Origin of the sequence: Enterobacter cloacae complex sp. P17RS, from assembly GCF_014895885.1 — a bacterium.
Lineage (GTDB): Bacteria > Pseudomonadota > Gammaproteobacteria > Enterobacterales > Enterobacteriaceae > Enterobacter > Enterobacter bugandensis.
In genome coordinates, this window is sequence record NZ_JADBQK010000022.1 from 22326 (window position 1) to 46686 (window position 24361).

At 57.5% G+C, this 24361-nt stretch carries 25 protein-coding genes; 22 read left to right on the forward strand and 3 right to left on the reverse strand.

Features of this window, described 5'->3' with window-relative positions; translation table 11 throughout:
* Nucleotides 1-9: 9 nt before the first annotated feature.
* On the reverse strand, nucleotides 10-561 hold the full coding sequence (smrB, locus tag IM265_RS16230; protein ID WP_008502613.1) for an endonuclease SmrB: 552 nt from the start codon (nucleotides 559-561) through the stop codon (nucleotides 10-12).
* Between the two features lie 145 nt (nucleotides 562-706).
* Between smrB and prmB the strand changes: the two genes are divergently transcribed.
* From prmB to IM265_RS16260, 6 genes are read left to right on the forward strand one after another with little or no spacing between them, the layout of a single operon-like run.
* Entirely contained in the window at nucleotides 707-1639 is a 933-nt protein-coding gene (gene prmB / locus IM265_RS16235) for a 50S ribosomal protein L3 N(5)-glutamine methyltransferase (protein WP_023312578.1), read from the forward strand.
* 60 nt (nucleotides 1640-1699) lie between these two features.
* Nucleotides 1700-2785 carry a chorismate synthase gene (gene aroC, locus IM265_RS16240; RefSeq protein WP_028013970.1) on the forward strand — a complete coding sequence of 362 codons (1086 nt, stop codon included), beginning with the start codon at nucleotides 1700-1702 and terminating at the stop codon, nucleotides 2783-2785.
* Between the two features lie 2 nt (nucleotides 2786-2787).
* Nucleotides 2788-3612 (forward strand): penicillin-insensitive murein endopeptidase, encoded by an 825-nt coding sequence (gene mepA, locus IM265_RS16245; RefSeq protein WP_193030415.1) that lies wholly within the window; start codon nucleotides 2788-2790, stop codon nucleotides 3610-3612.
* On the forward strand, nucleotides 3612-4421 hold the full coding sequence (locus IM265_RS16250; protein WP_041908882.1) for a sulfite exporter TauE/SafE family protein: 810 nt from the start codon (nucleotides 3612-3614) through the stop codon (nucleotides 4419-4421). Before mepA ends, IM265_RS16250 begins: the two co-directional genes overlap by 1 nt.
* Nucleotides 4421-4966, forward strand: coding sequence for an elongation factor P hydroxylase (locus tag IM265_RS16255; protein WP_047364128.1), 546 nt, complete (start codon nucleotides 4421-4423; stop codon nucleotides 4964-4966). Before IM265_RS16250 ends, IM265_RS16255 begins: the two co-directional genes overlap by 1 nt.
* 13 nt (nucleotides 4967-4979) lie before the next feature.
* Nucleotides 4980-5255, forward strand: coding sequence for a YfcL family protein (locus IM265_RS16260; protein WP_193030417.1), 276 nt, complete (start codon nucleotides 4980-4982; stop codon nucleotides 5253-5255).
* A gap of 53 nt (nucleotides 5256-5308) precedes the next feature.
* Here IM265_RS16260 and mnmC read toward each other — a convergent pair whose 3' ends face one another.
* On the reverse strand, nucleotides 5309-7306 hold the full coding sequence (gene mnmC / locus IM265_RS16265; RefSeq protein ID WP_193030419.1) for a bifunctional tRNA (5-methylaminomethyl-2-thiouridine)(34)-methyltransferase MnmD/FAD-dependent 5-carboxymethylaminomethyl-2-thiouridine(34) oxidoreductase MnmC: 1998 nt from the start codon (nucleotides 7304-7306) through the stop codon (nucleotides 5309-5311).
* A 158-nt stretch (nucleotides 7307-7464) separates the two neighbouring features.
* Between mnmC and fabB the strand changes: the two genes are divergently transcribed.
* Nucleotides 7465-8682: a beta-ketoacyl-ACP synthase I gene (fabB, locus tag IM265_RS16270; protein ID WP_023336433.1), complete on the forward strand. Its 1218-nt coding sequence runs from the start codon at nucleotides 7465-7467 to the stop codon at nucleotides 8680-8682.
* A 68-nt stretch (nucleotides 8683-8750) separates the two neighbouring features.
* Complete coding sequence (locus IM265_RS16275) at nucleotides 8751-9929, forward strand: MFS transporter (RefSeq protein ID WP_045259679.1); 1179 nt, start codon at nucleotides 8751-8753, stop codon at nucleotides 9927-9929.
* An 89-nt stretch (nucleotides 9930-10018) separates the two neighbouring features.
* Here the strand turns inward: IM265_RS16275 and flk are convergent, their stop codons facing one another.
* Nucleotides 10019-11023, reverse strand: coding sequence for a flagella biosynthesis regulator Flk (gene flk / locus IM265_RS16280; protein ID WP_028013964.1), 1005 nt, complete (start codon nucleotides 11021-11023; stop codon nucleotides 10019-10021).
* Between the two features lie 113 nt (nucleotides 11024-11136).
* On the opposite strand from flk, the gene pdxB reads away from it, so the two are divergent.
* The 14 genes from pdxB to IM265_RS16350 all read left to right on the forward strand — a co-directional run bounded on the left by pdxB (nucleotide 11137) and on the right by IM265_RS16350 (nucleotide 24353).
* Nucleotides 11137-12273, forward strand: a complete 1137-nt coding sequence (gene pdxB, locus IM265_RS16285; RefSeq protein ID WP_193030421.1) for a 4-phosphoerythronate dehydrogenase PdxB — start codon at nucleotides 11137-11139, stop codon at nucleotides 12271-12273.
* Between the two features lie 67 nt (nucleotides 12274-12340).
* Complete coding sequence (locus IM265_RS16290; RefSeq protein ID WP_041908894.1) at nucleotides 12341-13354, forward strand: aspartate-semialdehyde dehydrogenase; 1014 nt, start codon at nucleotides 12341-12343, stop codon at nucleotides 13352-13354.
* The gene (gene truA / locus IM265_RS16295) at nucleotides 13354-14166 is read left to right on the forward strand and encodes a tRNA pseudouridine(38-40) synthase TruA (RefSeq protein WP_028013961.1); all 813 of its coding nucleotides are present in this window, start codon (nucleotides 13354-13356) and stop codon (nucleotides 14164-14166) included. Before IM265_RS16290 ends, truA begins: the two co-directional genes overlap by 1 nt.
* Nucleotides 14167-14194: 28 nt before the next feature.
* The gene (locus IM265_RS16300; RefSeq protein ID WP_008502599.1) at nucleotides 14195-14854 is read left to right on the forward strand and encodes a DedA family protein; all 660 of its coding nucleotides are present in this window, start codon (nucleotides 14195-14197) and stop codon (nucleotides 14852-14854) included.
* Nucleotides 14855-15008: 154 nt separating this feature from the next.
* Nucleotides 15009-15914 (forward strand): acetyl-CoA carboxylase, carboxyltransferase subunit beta, encoded by a 906-nt coding sequence (gene accD / locus IM265_RS16305; protein WP_003861408.1) that lies wholly within the window; start codon nucleotides 15009-15011, stop codon nucleotides 15912-15914.
* 70 nt (nucleotides 15915-15984) lie between these two features.
* Nucleotides 15985-17253, forward strand: a complete 1269-nt coding sequence (gene folC / locus IM265_RS16310; RefSeq protein WP_193030423.1) for a bifunctional tetrahydrofolate synthase/dihydrofolate synthase — start codon at nucleotides 15985-15987, stop codon at nucleotides 17251-17253.
* Nucleotides 17243-17935 (forward strand): cell division protein DedD, encoded by a 693-nt coding sequence (gene dedD, locus IM265_RS16315; protein WP_045259684.1) that lies wholly within the window; start codon nucleotides 17243-17245, stop codon nucleotides 17933-17935. Before folC ends, dedD begins: the two co-directional genes overlap by 11 nt.
* Nucleotides 17936-18099: 164 nt before the next feature.
* Complete coding sequence (cvpA, locus tag IM265_RS16320; protein WP_000262116.1) at nucleotides 18100-18588, forward strand: colicin V production protein; 489 nt, start codon at nucleotides 18100-18102, stop codon at nucleotides 18586-18588.
* A 33-nt stretch (nucleotides 18589-18621) separates the two neighbouring features.
* Nucleotides 18622-20139 (forward strand): amidophosphoribosyltransferase, encoded by a 1518-nt coding sequence (gene purF, locus IM265_RS16325; RefSeq protein ID WP_014884664.1) that lies wholly within the window; start codon nucleotides 18622-18624, stop codon nucleotides 20137-20139.
* Nucleotides 20140-20227: 88 nt separating this feature from the next.
* Nucleotides 20228-20797: a UbiX family flavin prenyltransferase gene (locus tag IM265_RS16330; protein ID WP_028013957.1), complete on the forward strand. Its 570-nt coding sequence runs from the start codon at nucleotides 20228-20230 to the stop codon at nucleotides 20795-20797.
* Nucleotides 20798-21087: 290 nt separating this feature from the next.
* Complete coding sequence (argT, locus tag IM265_RS16335; RefSeq protein WP_028013956.1) at nucleotides 21088-21870, forward strand: lysine/arginine/ornithine ABC transporter substrate-binding protein ArgT; 783 nt, start codon at nucleotides 21088-21090, stop codon at nucleotides 21868-21870.
* A gap of 213 nt (nucleotides 21871-22083) precedes the next feature.
* Nucleotides 22084-22866: a histidine ABC transporter substrate-binding protein HisJ gene (hisJ, locus tag IM265_RS16340; RefSeq protein WP_047367997.1), complete on the forward strand. Its 783-nt coding sequence runs from the start codon at nucleotides 22084-22086 to the stop codon at nucleotides 22864-22866.
* An 87-nt stretch (nucleotides 22867-22953) separates the two neighbouring features.
* Nucleotides 22954-23640, forward strand: a complete 687-nt coding sequence (locus IM265_RS16345; protein ID WP_028013954.1) for a histidine ABC transporter permease HisQ — start codon at nucleotides 22954-22956, stop codon at nucleotides 23638-23640.
* Complete coding sequence (locus tag IM265_RS16350; protein ID WP_028013953.1) at nucleotides 23637-24353, forward strand: ABC transporter permease; 717 nt, start codon at nucleotides 23637-23639, stop codon at nucleotides 24351-24353. The genes IM265_RS16345 and IM265_RS16350 overlap by 4 nt, the downstream gene beginning before the upstream one ends.
* The last annotated feature ends 8 nt before the right edge of the window (nucleotides 24354-24361 follow it).

Genomic DNA, 24361 nt, shown 5'->3' on the forward strand with positions numbered 1-24361 from the left:
GCCCTTCTGTCAGGGCAACTCTGGCGGCTGCCACTCCTCAACTTCAATCAACACCAGCAATGCGGCATCGCCGCCGTACTCTTTCGGTGCCTGATGAAACGCCATCACGTGCGGGTGCTGAGCCAGCCACAGCGGCGTCTGTTGCTTCAGAATGTGCTTACCGTGGCCGTGCATCACGCAGGCGCAAAAAACGTGTTCGCGGCGACAGGCGGCAATCAACGCCCCCAGCTCCTGTTTCGCCTGCATCTGCGTTAAGCCGTGCAGATCGAGAAACAGCTCCGGCGAATAATCTCCGCGTCGTAACTTTTTCAGCTCAAAATGGCTGACGTCTTCGCGCACGTACTTCACAGCCCCTTGCGTATTGAGCAGCGGCTGAAATTCATCTGAAAAATAGTGGCTGTTATCCGCCTGCTCCTGTAGCAGCCGTTTGACCGGAACTTCGCTGATTTTTTTACGCTGCGGACGGTGGACAATCGTGTCCTGCGCGATTTTACGCGTCCCGGTCATCAGCTGGCGGAAGAGAGCCTGATCCTCCTCGCTGAGCGATGTTTTCTTTTTCATTCGTCATTCTCATCTCGTATTTCTGATAGTGTACCCGACTAAACGCATTTTTTAACCTCAAGCGGTACGCGTCATTGCTGATTTATCGCCGTCTTCATGGCAAACTAGCCGCCGAAAATTATGCGAGCATGCCCTGGAGGAAAGAGTGGATAAAATATTTGTCGATGAAGCAGTAAACGAGCTGCATACCATACAGGACATGTTGCGCTGGTCGGTTAGCCGCTTCAGCGCCGCTAATATCTGGTACGGTCACGGTACCGATAACCCGTGGGACGAGGCCGTTCAGCTGGTGCTGCCGTCTCTTTACCTGCCGCTGGACATTCCGGAAGACATGCGCACCGCGCGCCTGACCTCCAGCGAAAAACACCGCATCGTTGAGCGCGTGATACGTCGCGTAAACGAACGCATTCCGGTGGCTTACCTGACCAACAAAGCCTGGTTCTGCGGCCACGAGTTTTACGTCGATGAACGCGTGCTGGTGCCGCGCTCGCCGATTGGTGAGCTGATCAACAACCACTTTGAAGGCCTGATTAACCATCAGCCGCAGCACATTCTCGATATGTGCACCGGCAGCGGCTGCATCGCTATTGCCTGCGCCTACGCTTTCCCTGAAGCGGAAGTGGACGCCGTCGATATCTCCACCGACGCGCTGGCCGTGACCGAACACAATATCGAAGAGCACGGCCTGATCCATCACGTCACGCCAATCCGCTCTGACCTGTTCCGCGACCTGCCGACGCTGCAGTACGATCTGATCGTCACTAACCCGCCGTACGTCGATGCAGAAGACATGTCCGATCTGCCGAACGAATATCGTCACGAGCCGGAGCTGGGCCTGGCGTCAGGCTCTGACGGCCTGAAGCTGACCCGCCGCATTCTGGCCTGCGCGCCGGATTACCTGACCGATGACGGCGTTCTGATTTGTGAAGTGGGCAACAGCATGGTACATCTGATAGAGCAGTACCCGGATGTGCCGTTCACCTGGCTTGAGTTCGACAACGGCGGTGACGGCGTCTTTATGCTGACCAAAGCGCAGCTGCTCGACGCGCGCGAACACTTCAGCATCTATAAAGATTAATCCAGCGGGCTTCGGCCCGTTTCACAACGCTCAAACACAAACAACAACATCGGAGCCGTGATGGCAGGAAACAGTATTGGACAGTTATTCCGCGTGACCACCTTTGGCGAGTCGCACGGGCTGGCGCTGGGCTGTATCGTTGATGGCGTACCGCCAGGCATCGAACTGACCGAAGCAGATTTACAGCACGACCTTGACCGCCGTCGTCCGGGCACCTCTCGCTACACCACGCAGCGTCGCGAGCCGGACCAGGTCAAAATTCTCTCCGGCGTTTTTGAAGGCCGCACCACCGGCACCAGCATTGGTCTGCTGATTGAAAACACCGATCAGCGCTCTCAGGACTACGGTGCTATCAAGGACGTGTTCCGCCCGGGCCATGCCGACTACACCTACGAGCAAAAGTACGGCTTTCGCGACTATCGCGGCGGCGGACGCTCTTCCGCGCGTGAAACCGCGATGCGCGTGGCCGCTGGCGCTATTGCAAAAAAGTATTTGCAGCAGAAATTTGGCATCGTCATTCGCGGCTGTCTGACCCAGATGGGCGACATTCCGCTGGCGATCAAGGACTGGGATCAGGTCGAGCAAAACCCGTTCTTCTGCGCCGATGCGGATAAGCTTGACGCCCTGGACGAACTGATGCGCGGCCTGAAAAAAGAGGGCGACTCCATTGGCGCGAAAGTCACCGTGGTGGCAGATGGCGTCCCGGCTGGCTGGGGCGAGCCGGTATTTGACCGTCTCGACGCCGATATCGCCCACGCGCTGATGAGCATCAACGCGGTGAAGGGCGTCGAGATTGGCGACGGCTTCGACGTGGTGGCGCTTCGCGGCAGCCAGAACCGCGACGAAATCACGAAAGCCGGCTTCCAGAGCAACCATGCGGGCGGCATTCTCGGCGGTATCAGCAGTGGACAGCAGATTATTGCCAACATCGCGCTGAAGCCGACCTCAAGCATCACCGTGCCGGGCCACACGATTAACCGCTCAGGCGAAGAAGTTGAGATGATCACCAAAGGTCGTCACGATCCGTGCGTGGGGATCCGCGCGGTGCCGATCGCGGAAGCGATGCTGGCGATCGTGCTGATGGATCACTTCCTGCGCCAGCGCGCGCAGAACGCGGACGTGACGACCACCATTCCACGCTGGTAAACATGAAAAAAACCGCAATTGCTCTGCTGGCGCTGCTGGCCAGTGGAGCCAGTCTGGCCGCCACGCCGTGGCAAAAAATCACCCATCCGGTGGCGGGAAGCGCGCAGTCCATCGGCGCCTTCTCTAACGGCTGTATCGTGGGCGCGCAGGAGCTGCCGCTGCAATCAGATACCTATCAGGTGATGCGTACCGACCAGCGTCGTTACTTCGGCCACCCTGCTCTGGTGCTGTTCATTCAGCGACTGGGGAACCAGGTGCATAACCTGGGGCTGGGGACGATGCTGATTGGCGATATGGGGATGCCTGCCGGTGGTCGCTTTAACGGCGGGCACGCCAGCCACCAGACCGGACTGGATGTCGACATCTTCCTGCAGCTGCCGAAAACGCGCTGGACGTCTGCGCAGCTGCTGAAGCCGCAGGCGCTGGATCTGGTGTCGCGCGACGGCAAAAGCGTGGTGCCATCACTGTGGTCACGGGATATTTCGAGCCTGATCAAGCTGGCGGCGAAAGATAACGACGTCACGCGGATTTTCGTCAACCCGGCGATCAAGCAGCAGCTTTGCCTGGATGCGGGGACGGATCGCGACTGGCTGCGCAAAGTGCGCCCGTGGTTCCAGCATCGTGCGCATATGCACGTTCGTCTGCGCTGCCCGGCGAACAGCCTGGAATGTGAAGATCAGCCGCTACCGCCGCCAGGCGATGGCTGTGGTTACGAACTGCAAAGCTGGTTTGAGCCGGCAAAACCTGGAACCTCTAAGCCTGAGAAGAAGACACCGCCTCCGTTGCCGCCTTCCTGCCAGGCGCTACTGGATGAGCATGTACTTTAATGGATAATTTCGTCGATCTGTTTATGGTGTCACCGCTGCTGCTGGTGGTGCTGTTCTTTGTGGCCATGTTGGCCGGTTTTATCGATGCACTCGCGGGCGGCGGCGGGCTGTTAACCGTGCCCGCGCTGCTGGCGGCGGGCATGAGCCCGGCGCAGGCGCTTGCCACCAATAAGCTGCAGGCCTGCGGCGGCTCGCTTTCGGCGTCGCTCTATTTTATCCGCCGCAAGGTGGTGAATCTCGCCGACCAGAAGCTCAATATCCTGATGACCTTTATCGGCTCAACGTCGGGCGCGCTGCTGGTGCAGCACGTGCAGTCGGATATTTTGCGCCAGATCCTGCCGATTCTGGTTATCTGCATTGGTCTCTATTTCCTGCTGATGCCTAAGCTCGGCGAGGAAGACCGGGCGCGGCGGCTGCACGGCCTGCCGTTTGCGCTGATTGCCGGTGGCTGCGTCGGCTTTTACGACGGTTTCTTTGGCCCGGGCGCAGGCTCGTTTTACGCGCTGGCGTTCGTGACGCTGGCCGGCTTTAACCTCGCTAAATCCACCGCCCACGCTAAGGTGCTGAATGCGACCTCGAACGTCGGCGGCCTGCTGCTGTTTATCATTGGCGGCAAGGTTATCTGGGCAACCGGGTTTGTGATGATGGCAGGGCAGTTTTTGGGCGCGCGCGCAGGCTCGCGTCTGGTATTAAGCAAAGGGCAAAAGCTGATCCGCCCGATGATTGTTGTCGTCTCGGCGGTGATGAGCGCCAAACTTCTTTATGACAGCCATGGACAGGAGATCCTCACCTGGTTGGGGATGAACTAATGAACAGTACGCATAAATACGAACAGCTGATTGAGATCTTCGATAGCTGTTTTGCTGATGATTTTAATACCCGTCTGATTAAAGGCGACGACGAACCGATCTATCTTCCTGCTGATGCAGAGGTTCCGTACAACCGCATCGTCTTTGCCCACGGCTTTTACGCCAGCGGTTTGCACGAGATTTCGCACTGGTGCATCGCGGGGAAAGCGCGTCGCGAGCTGGTGGACTTCGGTTACTGGTACTGTCCGGACGGGCGCGACGCCGCCACCCAGGGCCAGTTTGAAGATGTGGAAGTGAAGCCGCAGGCGCTGGAATGGCTGTTCTGCGTGGCGGCGGGCTTCCCGTTCAACGTGAGCTGTGACAACCTTGAAGGCGACTTCGAGCCAGACCGTATCGTCTTCCAGCGCCGCGTGCATGCGCAGGTGATGGAGTATCTTGAGAAGGGCATCCCGGAACGTCCGGCGCGCCTGATCAGGGCTTTACAGAATTATTACCACACGCCGGAGATCACGGCGGAATGCTTCCCTTGGCCGGAAGATCTTTAACAGAGGAAAGAAGATGATCGCAGAATTTGAATCACGCATTCTGGCGTTAATTGATGACATGGTGGAACACGCCAGTGATGATGAGCTGTTCGCCAGCGGTTATCTGCGTGGTCACCTGACGCTGGCGGTAGCCGAGCTGGAAGCAGGTGACGATCACTCTGCCGACGCCGTTCACGCTGAAGTCACGCGCAGCCTGGAAAAAGCCATTCTGGCCGGGGAGCTCTCTCCGCGCGACCAGTCTCTGGTGCTGGGCATGTGGAACAATTTATTCCAGCAGGCTAAACGCTAAGCCGCTGCCCACTTTTCCCTCTCCCCTTTGGGGAGAGGGGATTTGACCGCACCCTACTTAACCATTTTCCCCTTCAGCAGTTTCCGTACCCACAGTCGATTCGGGTTCAGCCCCGCAAGCGTGGTTCTGTCCAGCGGAACAGGCTCATTACTCATTTGCGCGGCTAACGTTTCAGCCAGCAGCGGCGCGGAGCACAATCCTCGCGATCCTAATCCGCCCAGCATGAACAGTTCCGGATAAACCGGGGCACTTACCGCCGTTTCCTTGTTTTCTGCCAGATCCTGATAGAGTTCAAGCGTGGCTTCATAGTCCGGCACGTTTCCCGCCATCGGCAGATGATCGCGGGTCGCACAGCGCACGCCGCAGCGCGCTTCGCCCTCGCTCACGTCAACCTCTTTCGCCCACGCCGCGTCCGGGAAGCAGTCAATCAGGCGCTGGCGGTTTTGCTGCTGATCCGCTTCGCTGTAGCGCATATCCGCTTCGCCACGATGGTAGCTGGCGCCGATGCAGTGATGTCCGTTAGACGGATTTTGTGGCGTCAGATAGCCGTCATAGCACAGCACCTGGCGCAGCTTGCTCAGTTCGGGCGCGGTCGGGATATGGCTTACCTGGCCGCCGACCGGATAAACCGGCAACGTCTCGGTCTGGATATACTGGCTGATGTTATGTCCGTTTGCCAGCACAACGCTGGCATGGTGTGCCGCTTTGCCATCAGCAAAATGCAGAGTCCACCGTTCTGACCGGCTAAGCGATTCAACCTTATGAGCATAATGCACCCTCAGCCCGCGTGACTGCGCCAGGCTAATCGCCGCCGCGGTCAGTTCAGCCGGGCACAGCCAGCCGCCGAGCGGATATTGAATGCCGCCACAGCCGGTTTCCACGCCCGCGGTGTCTGCCACCTCTTGCGCACTGACCGCGCGGGCAATCTCCTCCGGCAGACCCAGCGACAGCATCTGCGCGATTTTTTGCTGGCTCTTCTCATCCCAGCCGAGCTGCGTGACGCCGCACCAGTCATGGTCGAATGCCACTGGCAGCGCGTCGTACAGGCGACGGGCGAAGGTAAACGCTGCCGGGAAAAACTGGAACAGGGCCGGGTCGTGCGCGCTTAAAAGCGGGTAAAGCGCGCCCTGGCGGTTGCCGGACGCGCAGCTGGCTGGTGCCTCGTCAGCGCAGTAGAGCGTCACCTGCCAGCCCCGGTGCAGCAGCGCGAGAGAGAGCAGGGCGCTGGCGATCCCTCCGCCAACGATCGCCACTTCGCGCGATGCGCTGGCGCTGCGCGCAAACCAGGGAGTCCGAGCGGGAATGTCCAGCGTCCGTTCCATCGTGCCGACCAGCATGTCGCGCTTGCGGCCAAAGCCTTTGGTCTTCTGCATGGTAAAGCCCGCGTCCTGCAGGCCGCGGCGAACAAAGCCGGCCGAAGTAAAGGTGGCGAGCGTTGCGCCGGGACGCGCCAGCCGGGCCATCGCGCTAAACAGATGCTGGCTCCACATGTCCGGGTTCTTGGCGGGCGCAAAGCCGTCAAGGAACCACGCGTCCACCGTCTGGTTCATCGCGTCGTCGAGCGTATCGGTCAGGTCGTTAATGTCGCCCAGCCATAAATCCAGCGTCACCCTTCCGCCGTCCAGAATCAGACGGTGGCAGCCGCCGATATGCGGCGGCCACTGCGCCTGAAGCTGCTCCGCCCAGGCTGCAAGCTCCGGCCAGCGCTGGTGGGCGAGCCGCAGATCGTGCGCGGTAAGCGGAAATTTTTCAAAACTGATGAAATGTAATCTTTGTAGCGTAGCCTCGGGGTGCGCAGCGTGAAATTGGTCAAACGCCTGCCAGAGGGTTAAAAAATTGAGCCCGGTGCCGAATCCGCTTTCCGCAACAACGAACAGGCTGCGCGGGTGCGCAGGGAAGCGGGCGCTGAGCTGGTTTCCCTCGAGGAAAACATAGCGGGTTTCTTCGAGTCCGTTATCATTAGAAAAGTAGACGTCATCAAAATCTCGGGAAACAGGTGTACCCTCAGCGTTGAATTCGAGGTTGGCGGGTTGTATAGCGTTTTGTTTCACGTAAGTTACTCGTCTGACAGGCAGTGGCACGATCTTAACGATGTGAGTCCATCGGTGCAAATTTCCGCAGAAAATGTCTGATCGGACTTGTTCGGCGTACAAGTGTACGCTATTGTGCGACTCGAAACTTTTTATAGTGCGACTTACAGAGGTATTGAATGAAACGTGCAGTGATTACTGGCCTGGGCATTGTTTCCAGCATCGGTAATAACCAGCAGGAAGTCCTGGCATCTCTGCGTGAAGGACGCTCCGGGATCACTTTCTCTGAAGAGTTTAAAGATTCAGGTATGCGTAGCCACGTATGGGGTAACGTCAAACTGGACACCACCGGTTTGATTGACCGCAAAGTGGTTCGTTTCATGAACGATGCCTCTATTTATGCTTATCTCTCCATGCAGGAAGCGATCAAAGATTCCGGCCTGAGCGAAGAGGTTTATCAGAACAACCCGCGCGTGGGCCTGATTGCCGGTTCCGGCGGTTCCTCTAAAGCGCAGGTATTCGGTGCTGACGCAATGCGTAGCCCGCGTGGTCTGAAAGCGGTAGGTCCGTACGTGGTCACGAAAGCTATGGGTTCTGCGGTTTCCGCGTGCCTGGCGACCCCGTTCAAAATCCACGGTGTGAACTACTCCATCAGCTCCGCGTGTGCGACTTCCGCACACTGTATCGGTAACGCTGTTGAGCAGATCCAGCTGGGTAAACAGGACATCGTATTTGCTGGCGGCGGCGAAGAGCTGGGCTGGGAAATGGCCTGTGAGTTCGACGCGATGGGCGCACTGTCCACCAAGTACAACGAAACCCCAGACAAAGCCTCCCGTACTTATGACGCGCACCGTGACGGTTTCGTCATCGCGGGCGGCGGCGGAATGGTTGTGGTTGAAGAGCTGGAGCACGCGCTGGCGCGCGGCGCGCACATCTACGCTGAGATCGTGGGCTACGGCGCAACGTCCGACGGCGCCGACATGGTTGCGCCATCCGGCGAAGGCGCGGTGCGCTGCATGAAGATGGCGATGCACGGCGTTGATACCCCAATCGACTACCTGAACTCCCACGGTACCTCCACGCCGGTAGGTGACGTGAAAGAGCTGGGTGCGATCCGCGAAGTGTTCGGCGACAACAGCCCGGCTATCTCTGCCACCAAAGCCATGACCGGTCACTCTCTGGGTGCGGCGGGCGTGCAGGAAGCGATCTACTCTCTGCTGATGCTGGAAAACGGCTTTATCGCCCCAAGCATTAACATCGACGAGATGGACGAGCAGGCGGCTGGCCTGAACATCGTGACCAAACCAACGGAAGCGACGCTGACCACCGTGATGTCCAACAGCTTCGGCTTCGGCGGCACCAACGCCACGCTGGTTATGCGCAAGCTGAAAGCATAAGCGTTTGAATGTATAATGGAAGGGAGCCGGAAGGCTCCCTTTTTTTATGCCTGAACACGGAGTTATGCATGAAGGCTGTTACCCCCGAGAAGGGCACTCCTTCCGGGAACCTTTCTCTTTTCCGCATCGCCTTTGCGGTATTCCTGACCTACATGACCGTTGGCCTGCCGCTGCCGGTGATCCCGCTGTTCGTTCATCAGGAACTCGGCTATGGCAACACTATGGTCGGCATTGCTGTGGGCATTCAGTTTTTAGCCACGGTATTAACCCGCGGCTACGCAGGACGGCTGGCCGATCAGCACGGTGCAAAACGCTCGGCGCTGCAGGGCATGTTTGCCTGCGGTCTGGCGGGGGGCGCGTGGCTGCTGGCCGCTCTCCTGCCGGTCGACGCCGCGTATAAATTTGCGCTGCTGGTGGTGGGCCGTTTAATCCTTGGCTTCGGTGAAAGCCAGCTGTTGACCGGCACCCTGACCTGGGGGATGGGGCTGGTGGGGCCTGCGCGCTCCGGCAAAGTGATGTCATGGAACGGGATGGCGATTTATGGCGCACTGGCTGCAGGCGCGCCGCTGGGTTTGCTGATCCACAGCCAGTTTGGTTTTGCGGTACTGGCAGCAACCACCATGGTATTACCGCTGCTGGCGTGGGCTTTTAACGGTTCGGTACGCAAGGTGCCCGCCCATAAAGGCGAACGTCCTTCGCTGTGGAGTGTGGTGGGGCAAATCTGGCAGCCAGGGCTGGGCCTGGCGCTTCAGGGAGTAGGCTTCGCGGTGATTGGTACCTTCGTCTCCCTCTATTTCATGAGCCGCGGCTGGGCAATGGCGGGCTTTACGCTGACGGCCTTTGGCGGCGCGTTTGTCCTGATGCGTGTCCTGTTCGGCTGGATGCCGGATCGCTTTGGCGGCGTGAAGGTGGCGGTGGCGTCGCTGGTGATTGAAACCGTTGGGCTGGTGTTGCTCTGGCAGGCGCCGGTCGCCTCCGTTGCGCTGCTTGGTGCGGCGTTAACCGGCTGCGGCTGCTCGCTGATCTTCCCGGCGCTGGGCGTTGAGGTGGTGAAGCGCGTGGCGCCGCAGGTCCGCGGTACGGCGCTGGGCGGCTATGCGGCGTTTCAGGATATCTCATACGGCGTAACCGGGCCGCTGGCGGGTCTGTTAGCCACTTCGTTTGGCTACCCGTCCGTCTTCCTGGCGGGCGCGGTTTCTGCGGTGGTGGGGATCGTGGTGACGCTGGTGGCGTTTCGCAGAAATTAACTGTTGTCGCCGGGTGGCGGCTGCGCCTTACCCGGCCTACGGTTCGAGCCGTTGTAGGCCCGGTATGCGTAGCGCCACCGGGCAAATCCTCAGGCAACCAGCCAGAAAATCGCCAGCGCAATCAATAATGCAATCAACATTAATCCCGGGCGGGCAGAGAGCGTTCTGAACGTCTCCACAACGGGCGCAAACAGCGGGCTGTAGATCGGCTGAACGTTTCTTACCTCCGGCACGCCGCCTTCCCGCTCGGCGCGGCGAACAAAGATCTGATTCAGCACATCCTGCACCTGCGCGGTGGTCAGTACCGTTTGCGGCGTGGCCTGCCAGTTCTGCTGGGCGTAATCCCGAATCACCTCGAACTCGTGCGGTTCCAGCGGCTGTTTAAGCGCCGCCTGAACGGTATGCAGGGTAGGGGCGCTCTGGGTGCTGAGCGTCTGGCGCGCCTGGAGCCAGGTCACCAGATGGGTAAACTGTTTGGCCGGAATCAGCTCGCCCGCCTTCACGCCGGACAGTTCCAGCATGGATTGCCAGATAAGCTTCGTCGACTCGCCGGTGGCGGCGGCCAGTTTGGTCACCATCTGGTTCAGCGTGTTGTGCTCGGCAGGCTGCAGCGGGCGCTCGGTTGAGGGGCGCACCTGAGGCTGCGGAATAGACAACTGATTGTTCTGCAACAGCGTCAGCACGGTTTTAAGCTGGTCTGGCGTCAGCTGGCTCAGGGCGGTCTGGCCATACTGCTGACGGATAAAGTCACTGACAGCCTGACGGTTATTTCCCTGGCCCAGCAGCTCGGTCAACTGCGTGACAATCTGACGCGTGGTGTGGTTCTGCTGCGCGGTCGTAATACGCTGGTTGAGATTTTGCTCGGCGGCAGGGAAATGGCGCGACTGCAGCGGTGCGTCGTTCCTCACGCCTAAATCATGCTTTACCCCGGCCCAGACTTCCGCGTTTTGCTGCGAAGTCAGCGCTATCAGGCGCGTGATCAGTCGCTCCAGCACGGTGCGCTGTTGCGTGGATAGTGGCTGTTCACCGGCAACGTTTGGCGTGACAGGGCCTTCACCCGGAGGGCGTGGCGGCGTACCTGAAATGGGCTGCATCGTCAAAAATCCTTAAAGTCAAAACTCAGCGTAAACCCGGCATACGTATATGCCTGGCGGCCAGATTATGGCACACTTGGCAGGTTTTCTTCCTCTCAAACAGGTACTCAGACGTGAAAATCCTCGTTGATGAAAATATGCCTTACGCCCGCGAGCTGTTTAGCCGCCTCGGCGACGTTAAGGCTGTCCCTGGTCGCCCGATCCCGGTTAACGAACTGGATGACGCAGACGCGCTGATGGTGCGCTCGGTGACCAAAGTAAATGAGGCGTTGCTTGCCGGTAAAGCGATTAAGTTTGTCGGAACCGCAACGGCAGGGACCGATCATGTGGATGATCAGTGGCTGAAGCAGGCCGGAATCGGTTTTTCCGCCGCGCCGGGCTGTAATGCCATTGCCGTCGTGGAATACGTTTTCTCCTCGCTGCTGATGCTGGCCGAGCGCGATGGTTTTGCGCTGAAAGACCGCACCGTGGGGATTGTCGGCGTGGGTAACGTCGGCGGGCGTCTGCAAAAGCGCCTTGAAGCGTTAGGTATCCGCACGCTGCTGTGCGATCCGCCGCGTAAAGACAACGGTGACGACGAGGATTTCCGCGCGCTGGATGAGCTGGTTGAACAGTGCGATGTGCTGACGTTCCACACGCCGCTGTTTAAAGAGGGGCCGTATAAGTCCCTGCATCTGGCGGACGAGGCGCTGATTCGCCGTCTGAAGGCTGGCACTATTCTGATTAATGCCTGCCGTGGCCCGGTGGTGGATAATGCCGCGCTGCTGAAATGTCTGAATGAAGGACACGATCTCAGCGTGGTGCTGGACGTCTGGGAGCCGGAGCCGGATCTCAACGTTGAGTTGCTGAACAAGGTTGACGTTGCCACCGCGCATATTGCGGGCTATACGCTTGAAGGCAAAGCGCGCGGCACGACGCAGGTGTTTGAAGCCTACAGCGCCTTTATCGGCCATCCGCAGCAGGTGGCGCTTGATACTTTACTCCCCGCGCCTGAATTTGGCCGCATTACCCTGCGTGGCCCGCTCGATCAGGCAACGCTGAAAAGGCTGGTGCATTTGGTGTATGATGTGCGCCGCGACGATGCGCTGCTGCGTAAGGTGGCGGGGATCCCGGGTGAATTTGATAAGCTGCGCAAGAACTACGTTGAGCGCCGCGAGTGGTCTTCCCTGTATGTGATGTGCGACGACGCAGCGGCTGCGACGTTGCTCAAGAAACTGGGTTTTAACGCCGTTCATCACCCGGCGCATTAATGTCTTCTTAATGCTCCCTGTCGGATACGCCGACAGGGACGCTTTTTTATTTCTGGAGTAAACCACCATGTCTGAAGGCTGGAATATTGCCATTTTAGGTGCCACGGGTGCCGTGGGCGAAGCCCTGCTCGAAACTCTTGCCGAGCGTCAGTTCCCGGTGGGAGATATCTATGCGCTGGCGCGCACCGACAGCGCGGGCGAACATCTGCGTTTTGGCGGTAAATCCGTGATGGTTCAGGATGCGGCCACGTTTGACTGGACCCAGGCGCAGCTGGCGTTTTTTGCCGCAGGTGCTGAAGCCACGGCGTCTTACATTGAAGAGGCGACCAATTCGGGCTGTCTGGTGATCGACCTGAGCGGTCTGTTCTCCCTGGAGCCGGACGTGCCGCTGGTGGTCCCGGACGTCAATCCGTTTGTGCTGGCTGACTACCGCAACCGTAACGTTATCGCGGTACCGAACAGCCTGACCAGCCAGCTGCTGACTGCCCTGAAACCGCTGATTGACGACGGCGGCCTGTCGCGCATTACCGTCACCAGCCTTCTGTCCGCGTCGGCGAACGGTAAAAAGGCCGTTGACGCGCTGGCCGGGCAGAGTGCGAAGCTGCTGAATGGCATCCCGATCGACGAAGATGATTTCTTTGGCCGCCAGCTGGCGTTCAACATGCTGCCGCTGCTGCCGGATCGTGAAGGTTCCGTGCGCGAAGAGCGTCGTCTCGTCGACGAAGCGCGCAAGATTCTGCAGGACGAGGGGCTGATGATTTCCGCCAGCGTCGTACAGTCCCCGGTCTTCTACGGCCACGCGCAGATGGTCGGCTTTGAAGCCCTGCGTCCGCTGGCGGCAGAAGAGGCCCGCGATGCGTTTGGCCGCGGTGAAGATATCGTCCTTTCCGAAGAGAGCGAGTTCCCGACCCAGGTGGGCGACGCCACCGGCAGCGCGCATCTTTCCGTTGGCTGCGTGCGTAACGACTACGGTATGCCGGAGCAGGTCCAGTTCTGGTCCGTTGCCGATAACGTTCGCTTTGGCGGCGCGCTGATGGCGGTCAAGATCGCCGAGAAGCTGGTGCAGGAGTATCTGTACTGATGTCCGAAGTGGATCAAAAGCCGGTTCATAAAATTGCCCTCGGTATTGAGTACGATGGCAGTAAATATTATGGCTGGCAGCGTCAGAATGAGGTGCGCAGCGTTCAGGAAAAGCTGGAGAAAGCGCTCTCTCAGGTGGCAAACGAGCCGATTAACGTCCTGTGCGCGGGGCGAACGGACGCGGGTGTTCATGGCACGGGGCAGGTGGTTCACTTTGAAACCACCGCCGTGCGTAAGGATGCCGCCTGGACGCTGGGTGTAAATGCGAATTTACCTGGTGACATCGCGGTGCGTTGGGTGAAAGCTGTGCCGGATGATTTTCACGCGCGCTTCAGCGCAACGGCGCGTCGCTATCGCTATGTCATCTACAACCAGCGTCTGCGCCCGGCGGTGTTAAGCCAGGGCGTGACGCATTTTTATGAACCGCTCGATGCAGAACGCATGCATCGCGCGGCGCAGTGTCTGATTGGTGAAAATGACTTTACGTCGTTTCGTGCGGTGCAGTGTCAGTCCCGTACGCCGTGGCGTAACGTCATGCACATTAACGTCAGTCGTTATGGCGCGTATGTGGTGGTGGATATCAAAGCCAATGCCTTTGTACATCATATGGTGCGGAATATTGTAGGCAGCCTGATGGAAGTGGGCGCCGGACACCAGCCGGAGAGCTGGATTGCAGAACTGCTGGCAGCGAAGGACAGAACGCTTGCGGCAGCAACGGCGAAAGCGGAAGGGCTTTATCTGGTCTCGGTAGACTATCCGGATCGGTTTGACCTGCCAAAACCGCCAATGGGCCCGCTGTTTTTAGCGGACTAAACAAAGGTGCAATTAAGGCTTAGACAATATGGACGTAATACGTTTTCTGATTGATTTCATTCTGCATATTGATGTTCACCTGGCGGAGCTGGTCGCGCAGTACGGCGTCTGGGTTTACGCCATTCTGTTCCTGATTCTGTTCTGTGAAACCGGTCTGGTCGTTACCCCGTTCCTGCCGGGAGACTCGCTGCTGTTTGTGGCCGGTGCGTTGTCGGCGCTGCCCACCAATGATTTGAACGTGCATCTGATGGTGGTGTTGATGGTGATTGCCGCGATTGTCGGGGATGCAGTCAATTATACGATTGGCCGGGTGTTCGGTGAGCGGTTGTTCAGTAATCCGGACTCGAAAATTTTCCGCCGCAGCTATTTAGACAAGACCCATGCCTTCTATGAACGTCATGGTGGAAAAACCATTATCCTTGCGCGTTTTGTGCCTATTGTGCGCACATTTGCGCCGTTTGTGGCGGGAATGGGCCATATGTCCTATCGTCATTTTGCAATGTATAACGTGGTGGGCGCACTGCTTTGGGTGTTGCTCTTTACCTATGCAGGCTATCTGTTTGGCGACTTGCCGGTGGTTCAGGAAAACCTTAAGTTACTGATTGTAGCGATTATTGTGCTTTCCGTGCTGCCGGGTGTTATCGAAATCATTCGTCACAAACGCGCGGCAGCAAAGCAAGCGAAGTAAATGCACGCTGGCGGTTCGACCACTTTTTTATCCAAAGTTTCGGGCTGTTATGTTTTAATGTGCAACATTCATGGTCTGTTGGAGGCAAAAATGGCATTATTCGCCTCTTATAGCAAAACTGGCATACGACCAGGTTCAGGCAGAAAGGTTATCAATGAGCTGGATTGAACGAATTAAAAGCAACATTACCCCGACGCGCAAAGCGAGCATTCCTGAAGGGGTATGGACGAAGTGTGATAGCTGCGGCCAGGTTCTGTATCGCGCAGAGCTGGAACGCAATCTTGAGGTGTGTCCGAAGTGTGACCACCACATGCGTATGTCGGCGCGCAACCGCCTGCATAGCCTGCTGGACGAAGGTTCTCTGGTAGAACTGGGCAGCGAGCTTGAGCCAAAAGACGTGCTGAAGTTCCGCGATTCCAAAAAATACAAAGATCGTCTGGCCTCTGCACAGAAAGAAACCGGCGAGAAAGACGCGCTGATCGTCATGAAGGGCACCCTGCACGAGATGCCGGTGGTTGCCGCTGCGTTTGAGTTCTCCTTTATGGGCGGCTCAATGGGCTCCGTGGTCGGCGCGCGTTTCGTGCGTGCCGTAGAGCAGGCGCTGGAAGACAACTGCCCGCTGATCTGCTTCTCCGCCTCCGGTGGTGCGCGTATGCAGGAAGCGCTGATGTCCCTGATGCAGATGGCGAAAACCTCTGCAGCGCTGGCGAAAATGCAGGAGCGCGGTCTGCCGTACATCTCCGTGCTGACCGACCCAACCATGGGTGGCGTCTCCGCAAGCTTCGCGATGCTGGGTGACCTGAACATCGCTGAGCCAAAAGCGCTGATCGGCTTTGCCGGTCCTCGCGTCATCGAGCAGACCGTTCGTGAAAAACTGCCGCCGGGCTTCCAGCGCAGTGAGTTCCTCATTGAGAAAGGCGCTATCGATATGATCGTCCGCCGTCCGGAAATGCGCCTGAAACTGGCCAGCATTCTGGCGAAGCTGATGAATCTGCCAGCGCCTAACCCGGATGAGCCGCGCGAAGGCGTGGTGGTACCGGATCAGGAACCCGAGGCCTGATAACTGAAAAGGGCAGGGCCAGATGGCGCTGCCCTTTTGCTTTATAACCTGTTAATGACAACCGGGCATTATGGAAAATAAAAGCATTCCCCAAGCCACGTCGCCCCTGGCCGCGTGGCTTTCTTATCTGGAAAACCTGCACAGTAAAACCATCGATATGGGCCTTGAGCGCGTAAGCCAGGTTGCCGCGTGTCTCGACGTGCTGAAACCGGCTCCGTTCGTGTTCACCGTTGCAGGTACTAACGGTAAAGGGACGACCTGCCGCACGCTGGAGTCAGTCCTGATGGCGGCGGGGTACAAGGTTGGCGTTTACAGCTCACCGCATCTGGTGCGCTATACCGAGCGCGTGCGGGTGCAGAACACCGAGCTGGCGGAATCTGCCCATACGGCGTCGTTCGCGGCTATCGAAGCGGCGCGCGGGGAAACCTCATTAACCTATTTTGAATACGGCACCCTGTCGGCGCTGTGGCTGTTCAAACAGGCGCAGCTGGACGTGGTGATCCTGGAAGTGGGGCTGGGCGGGCGTCTGGATGCCACCAATATGGTGGATGCGGACGTGGCGGTGGTCACCAGCATCGCGCTGGATCATACCGACTGGCTGGGCCCGGACCGTGAAAGCATTGGCCGCGAGAAGGCCGGTATTTTCCGGGCGAATAAGCCCGCCGTGGTGGGCGAGCCGGACATGCCACATACCATTGCCGACGTGGCGAAAGAGAAGGGCGCACATCTGTTGCGCCGAGGCGTTGACTGGCAGTATGAGGTGCAGGGTAATGGCTGGCGCTTCAGCGATGCGCAGGGCGTGCTGGAGAATCTGCCGCTGCCGCAGGTGCCACAGCCTAACGCGGCAACCGCGCTGGCGGCACTGCGCGCCAGCGGATTAGCTGTAAGTGAGCAGGCGATCCGTGACGGCATTCAGAATGCGCTGCTGCCGGGTCGTTTCCAGATAGTCAGCGAGTCACCGCGTCTGATTCTGGATGTGGCGCACAACCCGCATGCGGCGGCGTATCTCGCAGGACGTCTCAAATCGTTACCAAAAACCGGGCGCGTGCTGGCGGTTATCGGTATGCTTCATGATAAAGATATCGGCGGCACGCTGGCCTGCATGGAGAGTGTGGTCGATAGCTGGTATTGTGCTCCTCTGGAGGGGCCGCGCGGTGCGACTGCTGAGGAGTTGATGGAACATCTCGGTAAAGGTGCAATCTACAGTAGCGTGGCGCAGGCCTGGCATGCCGCGATGGCGGATGCTAAACCAGAAGATACCGTGCTGGTGTGTGGCTCTTTCCACACGGTGGCACATGTCATGGAAGTGATGGACGCGGGGAGAACCGGTGGCGAGTAAGTTTCAGAACCGTTTAACAGGAACCATTGTGCTGGTCGCGCTCGGGGTGATTATTCTTCCCGGGCTGCTCGACGGGCAGAAAAAACATTATCAGGACGAGTTTGCAGCCATTCCGCTGGTGCCGAAGCCGGGCGACCGCGATGAGCCGGATATGCTGCCTGCGGCGACCCAGGCGCTGCCTGCTCAGCCGCCTGAAGGGGCGGCGGAAGAAGTTCGCGCGGGCGATGCCGCTGCACCGTCACTCGACCCGTCGCGTCTGGCGGCGAATAACAACATCGAGATCGATCCGGTACCGGTAGAGAAGCCTAAGCCTGTTGAAAAACCGAAGCCGGTAGAAAAACCGCAGCCGAAGCCTCAGCAACAGCGAGATAAAGCAGCAGAGCAGCTGGCTGCAGCGTCTGAAACTCCACCACCTGCGAAGCAAGACGCAGCGCCGACCGGCAAAGCCTACGTTGTGCAGCTGGGGGCGCTGAAAAACGCCGATAAAGTCAACGAGGTTGTGGGTAAACTGCGCAGCGCGGGCTATCGCGTTTACACTTCACCTTCCACGCCGGTACAGGGTAAAATTACCCGTATCCTCGTGGGGCCGGAGGCGTCGAAAGACAAGCTGAAAGGGTCGCTGGGCGAGCTGAAGCAGATCTCCGGGCTGAGTGGTGTGGTGATGAGCTACAGCGCGAACTAAGTACGACCTGCTCCTTTAGAGAGAGGCGATAAGCCACGGCGTTGAACATTTTTTCAGCGCCTTTTTTATTTACGCGCGGGAAGGAAATCCCTACGCAAACGTTTTCTTTTTCTGTTAGAATTCGCCCCGAACTGGATGACAGGGCGTTTAATCGTGGGACACATATGGTCTGGATTGATTACGCCATCATTGCGGTGATTGGTTTTTCCTGTCTGGTTAGCCTGATCCGTGGCTTTGTTCGTGAAGCGTTATCGCTGGTAACCTGGGGTTGTGCTTTCTTTGTTGCCAGTCATTACTACACTTACCTGTCTGTCTGGTTCACGGGCTTTGAAGATGAACTGGTCCGAAATGGAATCGCCATCGCGGTGCTGTTTATCGCGACGCTGATTGTCGGCGCTATCGTGAATTACGTGATAGGTCAGCTGGTCGAGAAAACCGGTCTGTCAGGAACGGACAGGGTACTCGGGATCTGTTTCGGGGCATTACGAGGCGTGCTGATTGTGGCCGCGATCCTGTTCTTCCTGGATACCTTCACCGGGTTCTCCAAAAGCGAAGACTGGCAGAAATCGCAGCTCATTCCAGAGTTCAGCTTCATCATCAGATGGTTCTTTGACTATCTGCAAAGCTCGTCGAGTTTTTTGCCCAGGGCATAAACCCTGAGATGTGGCTTAACGAGGAAAAGACGAATGTGCGGTATTGTCGGTATCGCCGGTTTCATGCCGGTAAACCAGTCGATTTATGACGCGTTAACGGTGCTTCAGCACCGTGGGCAGGATGCTGCGGGTATCATCACCATTGATGCAAACAACTGCTTCCGTTTACGTAAGGCCAATGGCCTGGTAAACGATGTGTTTGAAGCCCGCCATATGCAGCGTCTGCAAGGTAATATGGGGATCGGTCACGTTCGTTATCCTACTGCTGGCAGTTCCAGCGCCTCTGAGGCACAGCCTTTCTACGTCAACTCACCGTATGGCATCACGCTTGCCCATAACGGCAACCTGACCAACGCTCATGAGCTGCGTAAGAAGCTGTTCGAAGAGAAACGTCGCCACATTAACACCACCTCTGATTCAGAAATCCTGCTCAATGTGTTCGCCAGCGAGCTGGATAACTTCCGTCACTACCCGCTGGAAGCAGACAATATCTTCGCTGCCATTGCCGCGACCAACCGCCAGATCCGCGGTGCGTACGCCTGCGTGGCGATGATCATCGGTCACGGCATGGTCGCCTTCCGCGATCCAAACGGCATTCGTCCGCTGGTGCTGGGCAAGCGCGACCTCGGCGATGGCCGTACCGAATATATGGTTGCCTCTGAGAGCGTGGCGCTGGATACTCTGGGCTTCGAATTCCTGCGCGACGTTGCGCCGGGCGAAGCGGTGTATATCACCGAGAAGGGCCAGCTGTTCACCCGTCAGTGTGCCGACAACCCGGTCAGCAACCCGTGCCTGTTTGAATACGTCTATTTTGCCCGTCCGGATTCGTTCATCGACAAGATTTCCGTCTACAGCGCGCGCGTCAATATGGGCACGAAGCTCGGCGAGAAGATTGCCCGCGAGTGGGACGATCTCGACATTGACGTGGTGATTCCTATCCCGGAAACCTCCTGCGATATCGCCCTGGAGATCGCCCGCATTCTGGACAAGCCGTACCGTCAGGGCTTCGTGAAGAACCGCTACGTTGGCCGCACGTTTATCATGCCGGGCCAGCACCTGCGCCGTAAGTCTGTGCGCCGCAAGCTGAACGCCAACCGCGCGGAATTCCGCGACAAAAACGTTCTGCTGGTGGATGACTCCATCGTTCGCGGCACCACCTCTGAGCAGATTATCGAGATGGCGCGCGAAGCGGGTGCGAAGAAAGTCTACCTGGCGTCTGCCGCGCCGGAGATTCGCTTCCCGAACGTGTACGGCATTGATATGCCAACCGCCAACGAGCTGATTGCTCACGGCCGTGAAGTGGATGAGATTCGCCAGATCATCGGTGCCGACGGCCTTATTTTCCAGGATCTGAACGATCTCATCGACGCGGTGCGCGCCGAGAATCCGGAGATTCAGCAGTTCGAATGCTCCGTGTTCAATGGCGTCTACGTGACGAAAGACGTTGACCAGCAGTACCTCGACTACCTTGATTCGCTGCGCAACGACGATGCGAAAGCCGTTCAGCTGCAAAACGATCTCGAAAGCTTAGAGATGCACAACGAAGGTTAATCTCTGCGCAGGTGAGGGCGCTCGCCCTCACTTGCAACTCCCCGCAAAATCCTGCACAGTCAGCCCAGAATTCAGCAAGGGCGAAATCATGAAACGACTCATAATAGGCATCAGCGGTGCCAGCGGCGCGATTTACGGCGTACGCCTGCTACAGGTTTTGCGTAACGTGGCAGAAGTGGAAACGCATCTGGTGATGAGCCAGGCGGCGCGGCAAACCCTCTCCCTTGAAACGGATCTCTCCCTGCGCGATGTCCAGGCGATGGCGGACGTGGTTCACGATGCCCGCGATATCGCCGCCAGCATCTCCTCAGGCTCGTTTAAAACCGCCGGTATGGTGATCCTGCCCTGTTCAATCAAAACGCTTTCCGGGATTGTGAACAGCTATACCGACACGCTGGTAACGCGCGCGGCGGACGTGGTGCTGAAGGAGCGCCGCCCGCTGGTGCTCTGCGTGCGGGAAACGCCGCTGCACCTGGGCCATCTGCGCCTCATGACCCAGGCCGCCGAGCTGGGCGCGGTGATCATGCCGCCGGTGCCGGCGTTCTACCACAGACCGCAGTCGCTGGACGATGTGATTAATCAGACCGTCAATCGCGTGCTGGATCAGTTTGACATCGACCTGCCCGAAGACCTCTTCACCCGCTGGCAGGGAGCCTGATTCTGTGCACAAATGCTGTGCATGAAAAGAGACGTTGCCCTGTTTCAGGGCAATTATGCAACGGCGATCATATCCTCGACATTTAATTCGCTTTTTCCCTTTTTCTCTTTCCGGTTCGTTCGGCAGACCTGCTATCTTTCACCATTAAGGCAATATCGCAACGTTTTATTAACATATTTAACGTCGAAGTTTTGACCAGACGGCAATGTGGCATAAGACCTGCAAGAGAAGCCTGCAACACAACACACAACACAATACATAATAAAATCACGGTACTTGAGGGTAAATGTATGAAGAAGACGGTTCTGGCTCTGTCTTTGCTGGTGGGGTTAAGTGCGGCGGCAGGTAGCTACGCAGCGCTTCCACAGACGGTTCGTATCGGTACAGACGCAACCTACGCGCCATTCTCTTCCAAGGATGCGAAAGGCGATTTCGTGGGGTTTGATATCGATCTGGGAAATGAAATGTGCAAACGTATGGAAGTGAAATGCACATGGGTGGGCAGCGACTTCGACGCGTTAATCCCGTCGCTGAAGGCAAAGAAAATCGACGCCATTATCTCTTCTCTCTCCATCACCGAAAAACGCCAGCAGGAGATTGCCTTCTCTGACAAGCTCTACGCTGCGGATTCGCGTCTGATTGCCGCGAAAGGTTCCCCGATCCAGCCGACCATCGACTCGCTGAAAGGCAAGCATGTGGGCGTGCTCCAGGGCTCGACCCAGGAAGGTTACGCGAATGCCAACTGGCGCGAGAAGGGCGTCGACGTGGTGGCTTACCAGAACCAGGATCTGATCTACTCTGACCTGGCGGCAGGCCGTCTGGATGCCGCGTTCCAGGATGAAGTCGCGGCGAGCGAAGGCTTCCTTAAGCAGCCGGCCGGTAAAGATTACGCCTTTGCGGGCCCGTCCGTGAAAGACAAAAAATACTTTGGTGACGGCACCGGCATCGGCCTGCGTAAGGACGATAAAGAGCTGAAAGCCGCCTTTGACAAAGCATTCACGGAACTGCGCAAAGACGGTACCTACGACAAACTGGCGAAGAAATACTTCGACTTCAACGTCTACGGTGACTAACGCACCAGCGTGGTGCGTCGCGGGTGTGGATGATTCAATATGGTGCGATTTGTGCACCATATTGGGTCGCTACGTGCATACTTAAGCATTTATAATGCAAAAATTCCCGTCTGAAAGGCATTATTCTTTGCCTGACAGCGTGGATTAATGGCACATTAACCCCACCCCGTCGTCGTAAAAAAACCGTATGAAGACAGTTTGTTGAGGACAAATATGAAAAAACTCGTGTTGTCATTATCTCTGGTACTGGCCTTTTCCAGCGCCACCGCGGCCTTCGCAGCCATTCCGCAGAAAATTCGTATTGGCACCGATCCAACCTACGCGCCGTTTGAATCGAAGAATTCAAAGGGTGAACTGGTGGGTTTTGACATCGATCTGGCCAATGAGCTGTGCAAACGCATCAAAGCACAGTGTACTTATGTAGAGAACCCGCTCGATGCGCTGATCCCTTCACTGAAAGCTAAAAAAATAGACGTGATTATGTCCTCGCTTTCCATCACCGAGAAACGTCAGCAGGAGATTGCCTTCACCGACAAGCTCTATGCGGCCGATTCACGTCTGGTAGTGGCTAAGTCTTCTGACATTCAACCGACCCTCGAGTCGCTGAAGGGGAAACGCGTGGGCGTGCTGCAGGGCACCACGCAGGAAACCTACGGTAACGAACACTGGGCGCCGAAGGGGATCGAAATCGTCTCCTATCAGGGCCAGGAAAATATTTACGCAGACCTGACGGCAGGCCGTATTGATGCGGCATTCCAGGATGAAGTCGCGGCAAGCGAAGGTTTCCTGAAGCAGCCGGTAGGCAAAGATTACAAGTTCGGCGGTCCGTCCATTAAGGATGAGAAGCTCTTTGGCGTGGGTACCGGTATGGGCCTGCGTAAGGAAGACAACGAACTGCGTGAGGCGCTGAACAAAGCGTTTGCTGAAATGCGCGCTGACGGTACCTACGACAAGCTGGCGAAAAAGTACTTCGATTTCAATGTGTACGGTGGCTAATCGCTCCGTCAAATAACGTGCGGCCCCTCCCGCTGGGGGAGGGGATAAGACACGGTTTACCACTCACGATACGACAGGGCTCGCGGTATGCTGTACGGATTTTCTGGCGTTATTTTACAGGGCGCGCTTGTCACCCTTGAGCTGGCTATCAGCTCCGTGGTGCTGGCGGTGCTGATAGGTCTGGCGGGCGCAGGGGCGAAGCTTTCGGCTAACAAACCGCTGGCGCTCATTTTCGAAGGCTATACCACGCTCATTCGCGGCGTACCCGATCTGGTGCTGATGCTGCTTATTTTTTACGGCCTGCAGATTGCCCTGAACAGCGTGACGGATGCGATGGGCATGGGACAAATTGATATCGACCCGATGGTGGCCGGTATTATCACCCTCGGTTTTATCTACGGTGCCTACTTCACGGAAACCTTCCGTGGCGCTTATATGGCGGTTCCCAGAGGACACATTGAAGCGGCAACCGCATTTGGTTTTACCTCTTCACAAACGTTTCGCCGGATTATGTTCCCGGCCATGATGCGCTATGCGCTGCCGGGCATCGGTAACAACTGGCAGGTTATCCTCAAAGCGACGGCGCTGGTCTCGCTGCTCGGTCTGGAAGACGTCGTGAAAGCGACTCAGCTGGCGGGCAAGAGCACCTGGGAGCCGTTCTACTTTGCGGTGGTCTGCGGCGCGATCTATCTGGTCTTTACGACCGTCTCCAATGGTGTGCTGCTTCTGCTCGAGCGTCGCTACTCCGTGGGTGTGAAGAGGGCTGACCTGTGATTGAGATTATTCAGGAATACTGGAAATCCCTGCTGTGGACGGATGGCTACCGCTTTACCGGCGTGGCGATCACGCTCTGGCTGCTGATTTCTTCCGTGGTGATGGGCGGCATTCTGGCGGTGTTTCTCGCCATCGGTCGCGTGTCGAACAATAAATTTATTCAGTTCCCGATTTGGCTGTTTACCTATGTGTTTCGCGGCACGCCGCTGTACGTGCAGCTGCTGGTGTTCTATTCGGGGATGTATACGCTGGAGATCGTAAAAGGCACGGAAATGCTGAATGCGTTCTTCCGCAGTGGCCTGAACTGTACGGTGCTGGCGCTAACGCTCAATACCTGCGCCTATACCACCGAGATTTTCGCCGGGGCCATTCGTTCCGTGCCGCACGGTGAGATCGAGGCCGCGCGCGCGTACGGCTTCTCCTCGGTGAAGCTTTACCGCTGCATTATTCTGCCGTCGGCGCTGCGCATTGCGCTACCGGCCTACAGCAACGAAGTGATTTTGATGCTGCACTCCACCGCGCTCGCCTTTACCGCCACGGTGCCGGACCTGCTCAAAATCGCGCGCGATATCAACTCCGCGACCTATCAGCCGTTTACCGCGTTTGGCATTGCGGCGGTGCTCTATTTAATTATCTCTTATGTTCTGATTAGCCTGTTCCGTAAGGCTGAAAAACGCTGGCTGCAGCATATAAAACCTTCTTCGACGCACTGAGAAAGATG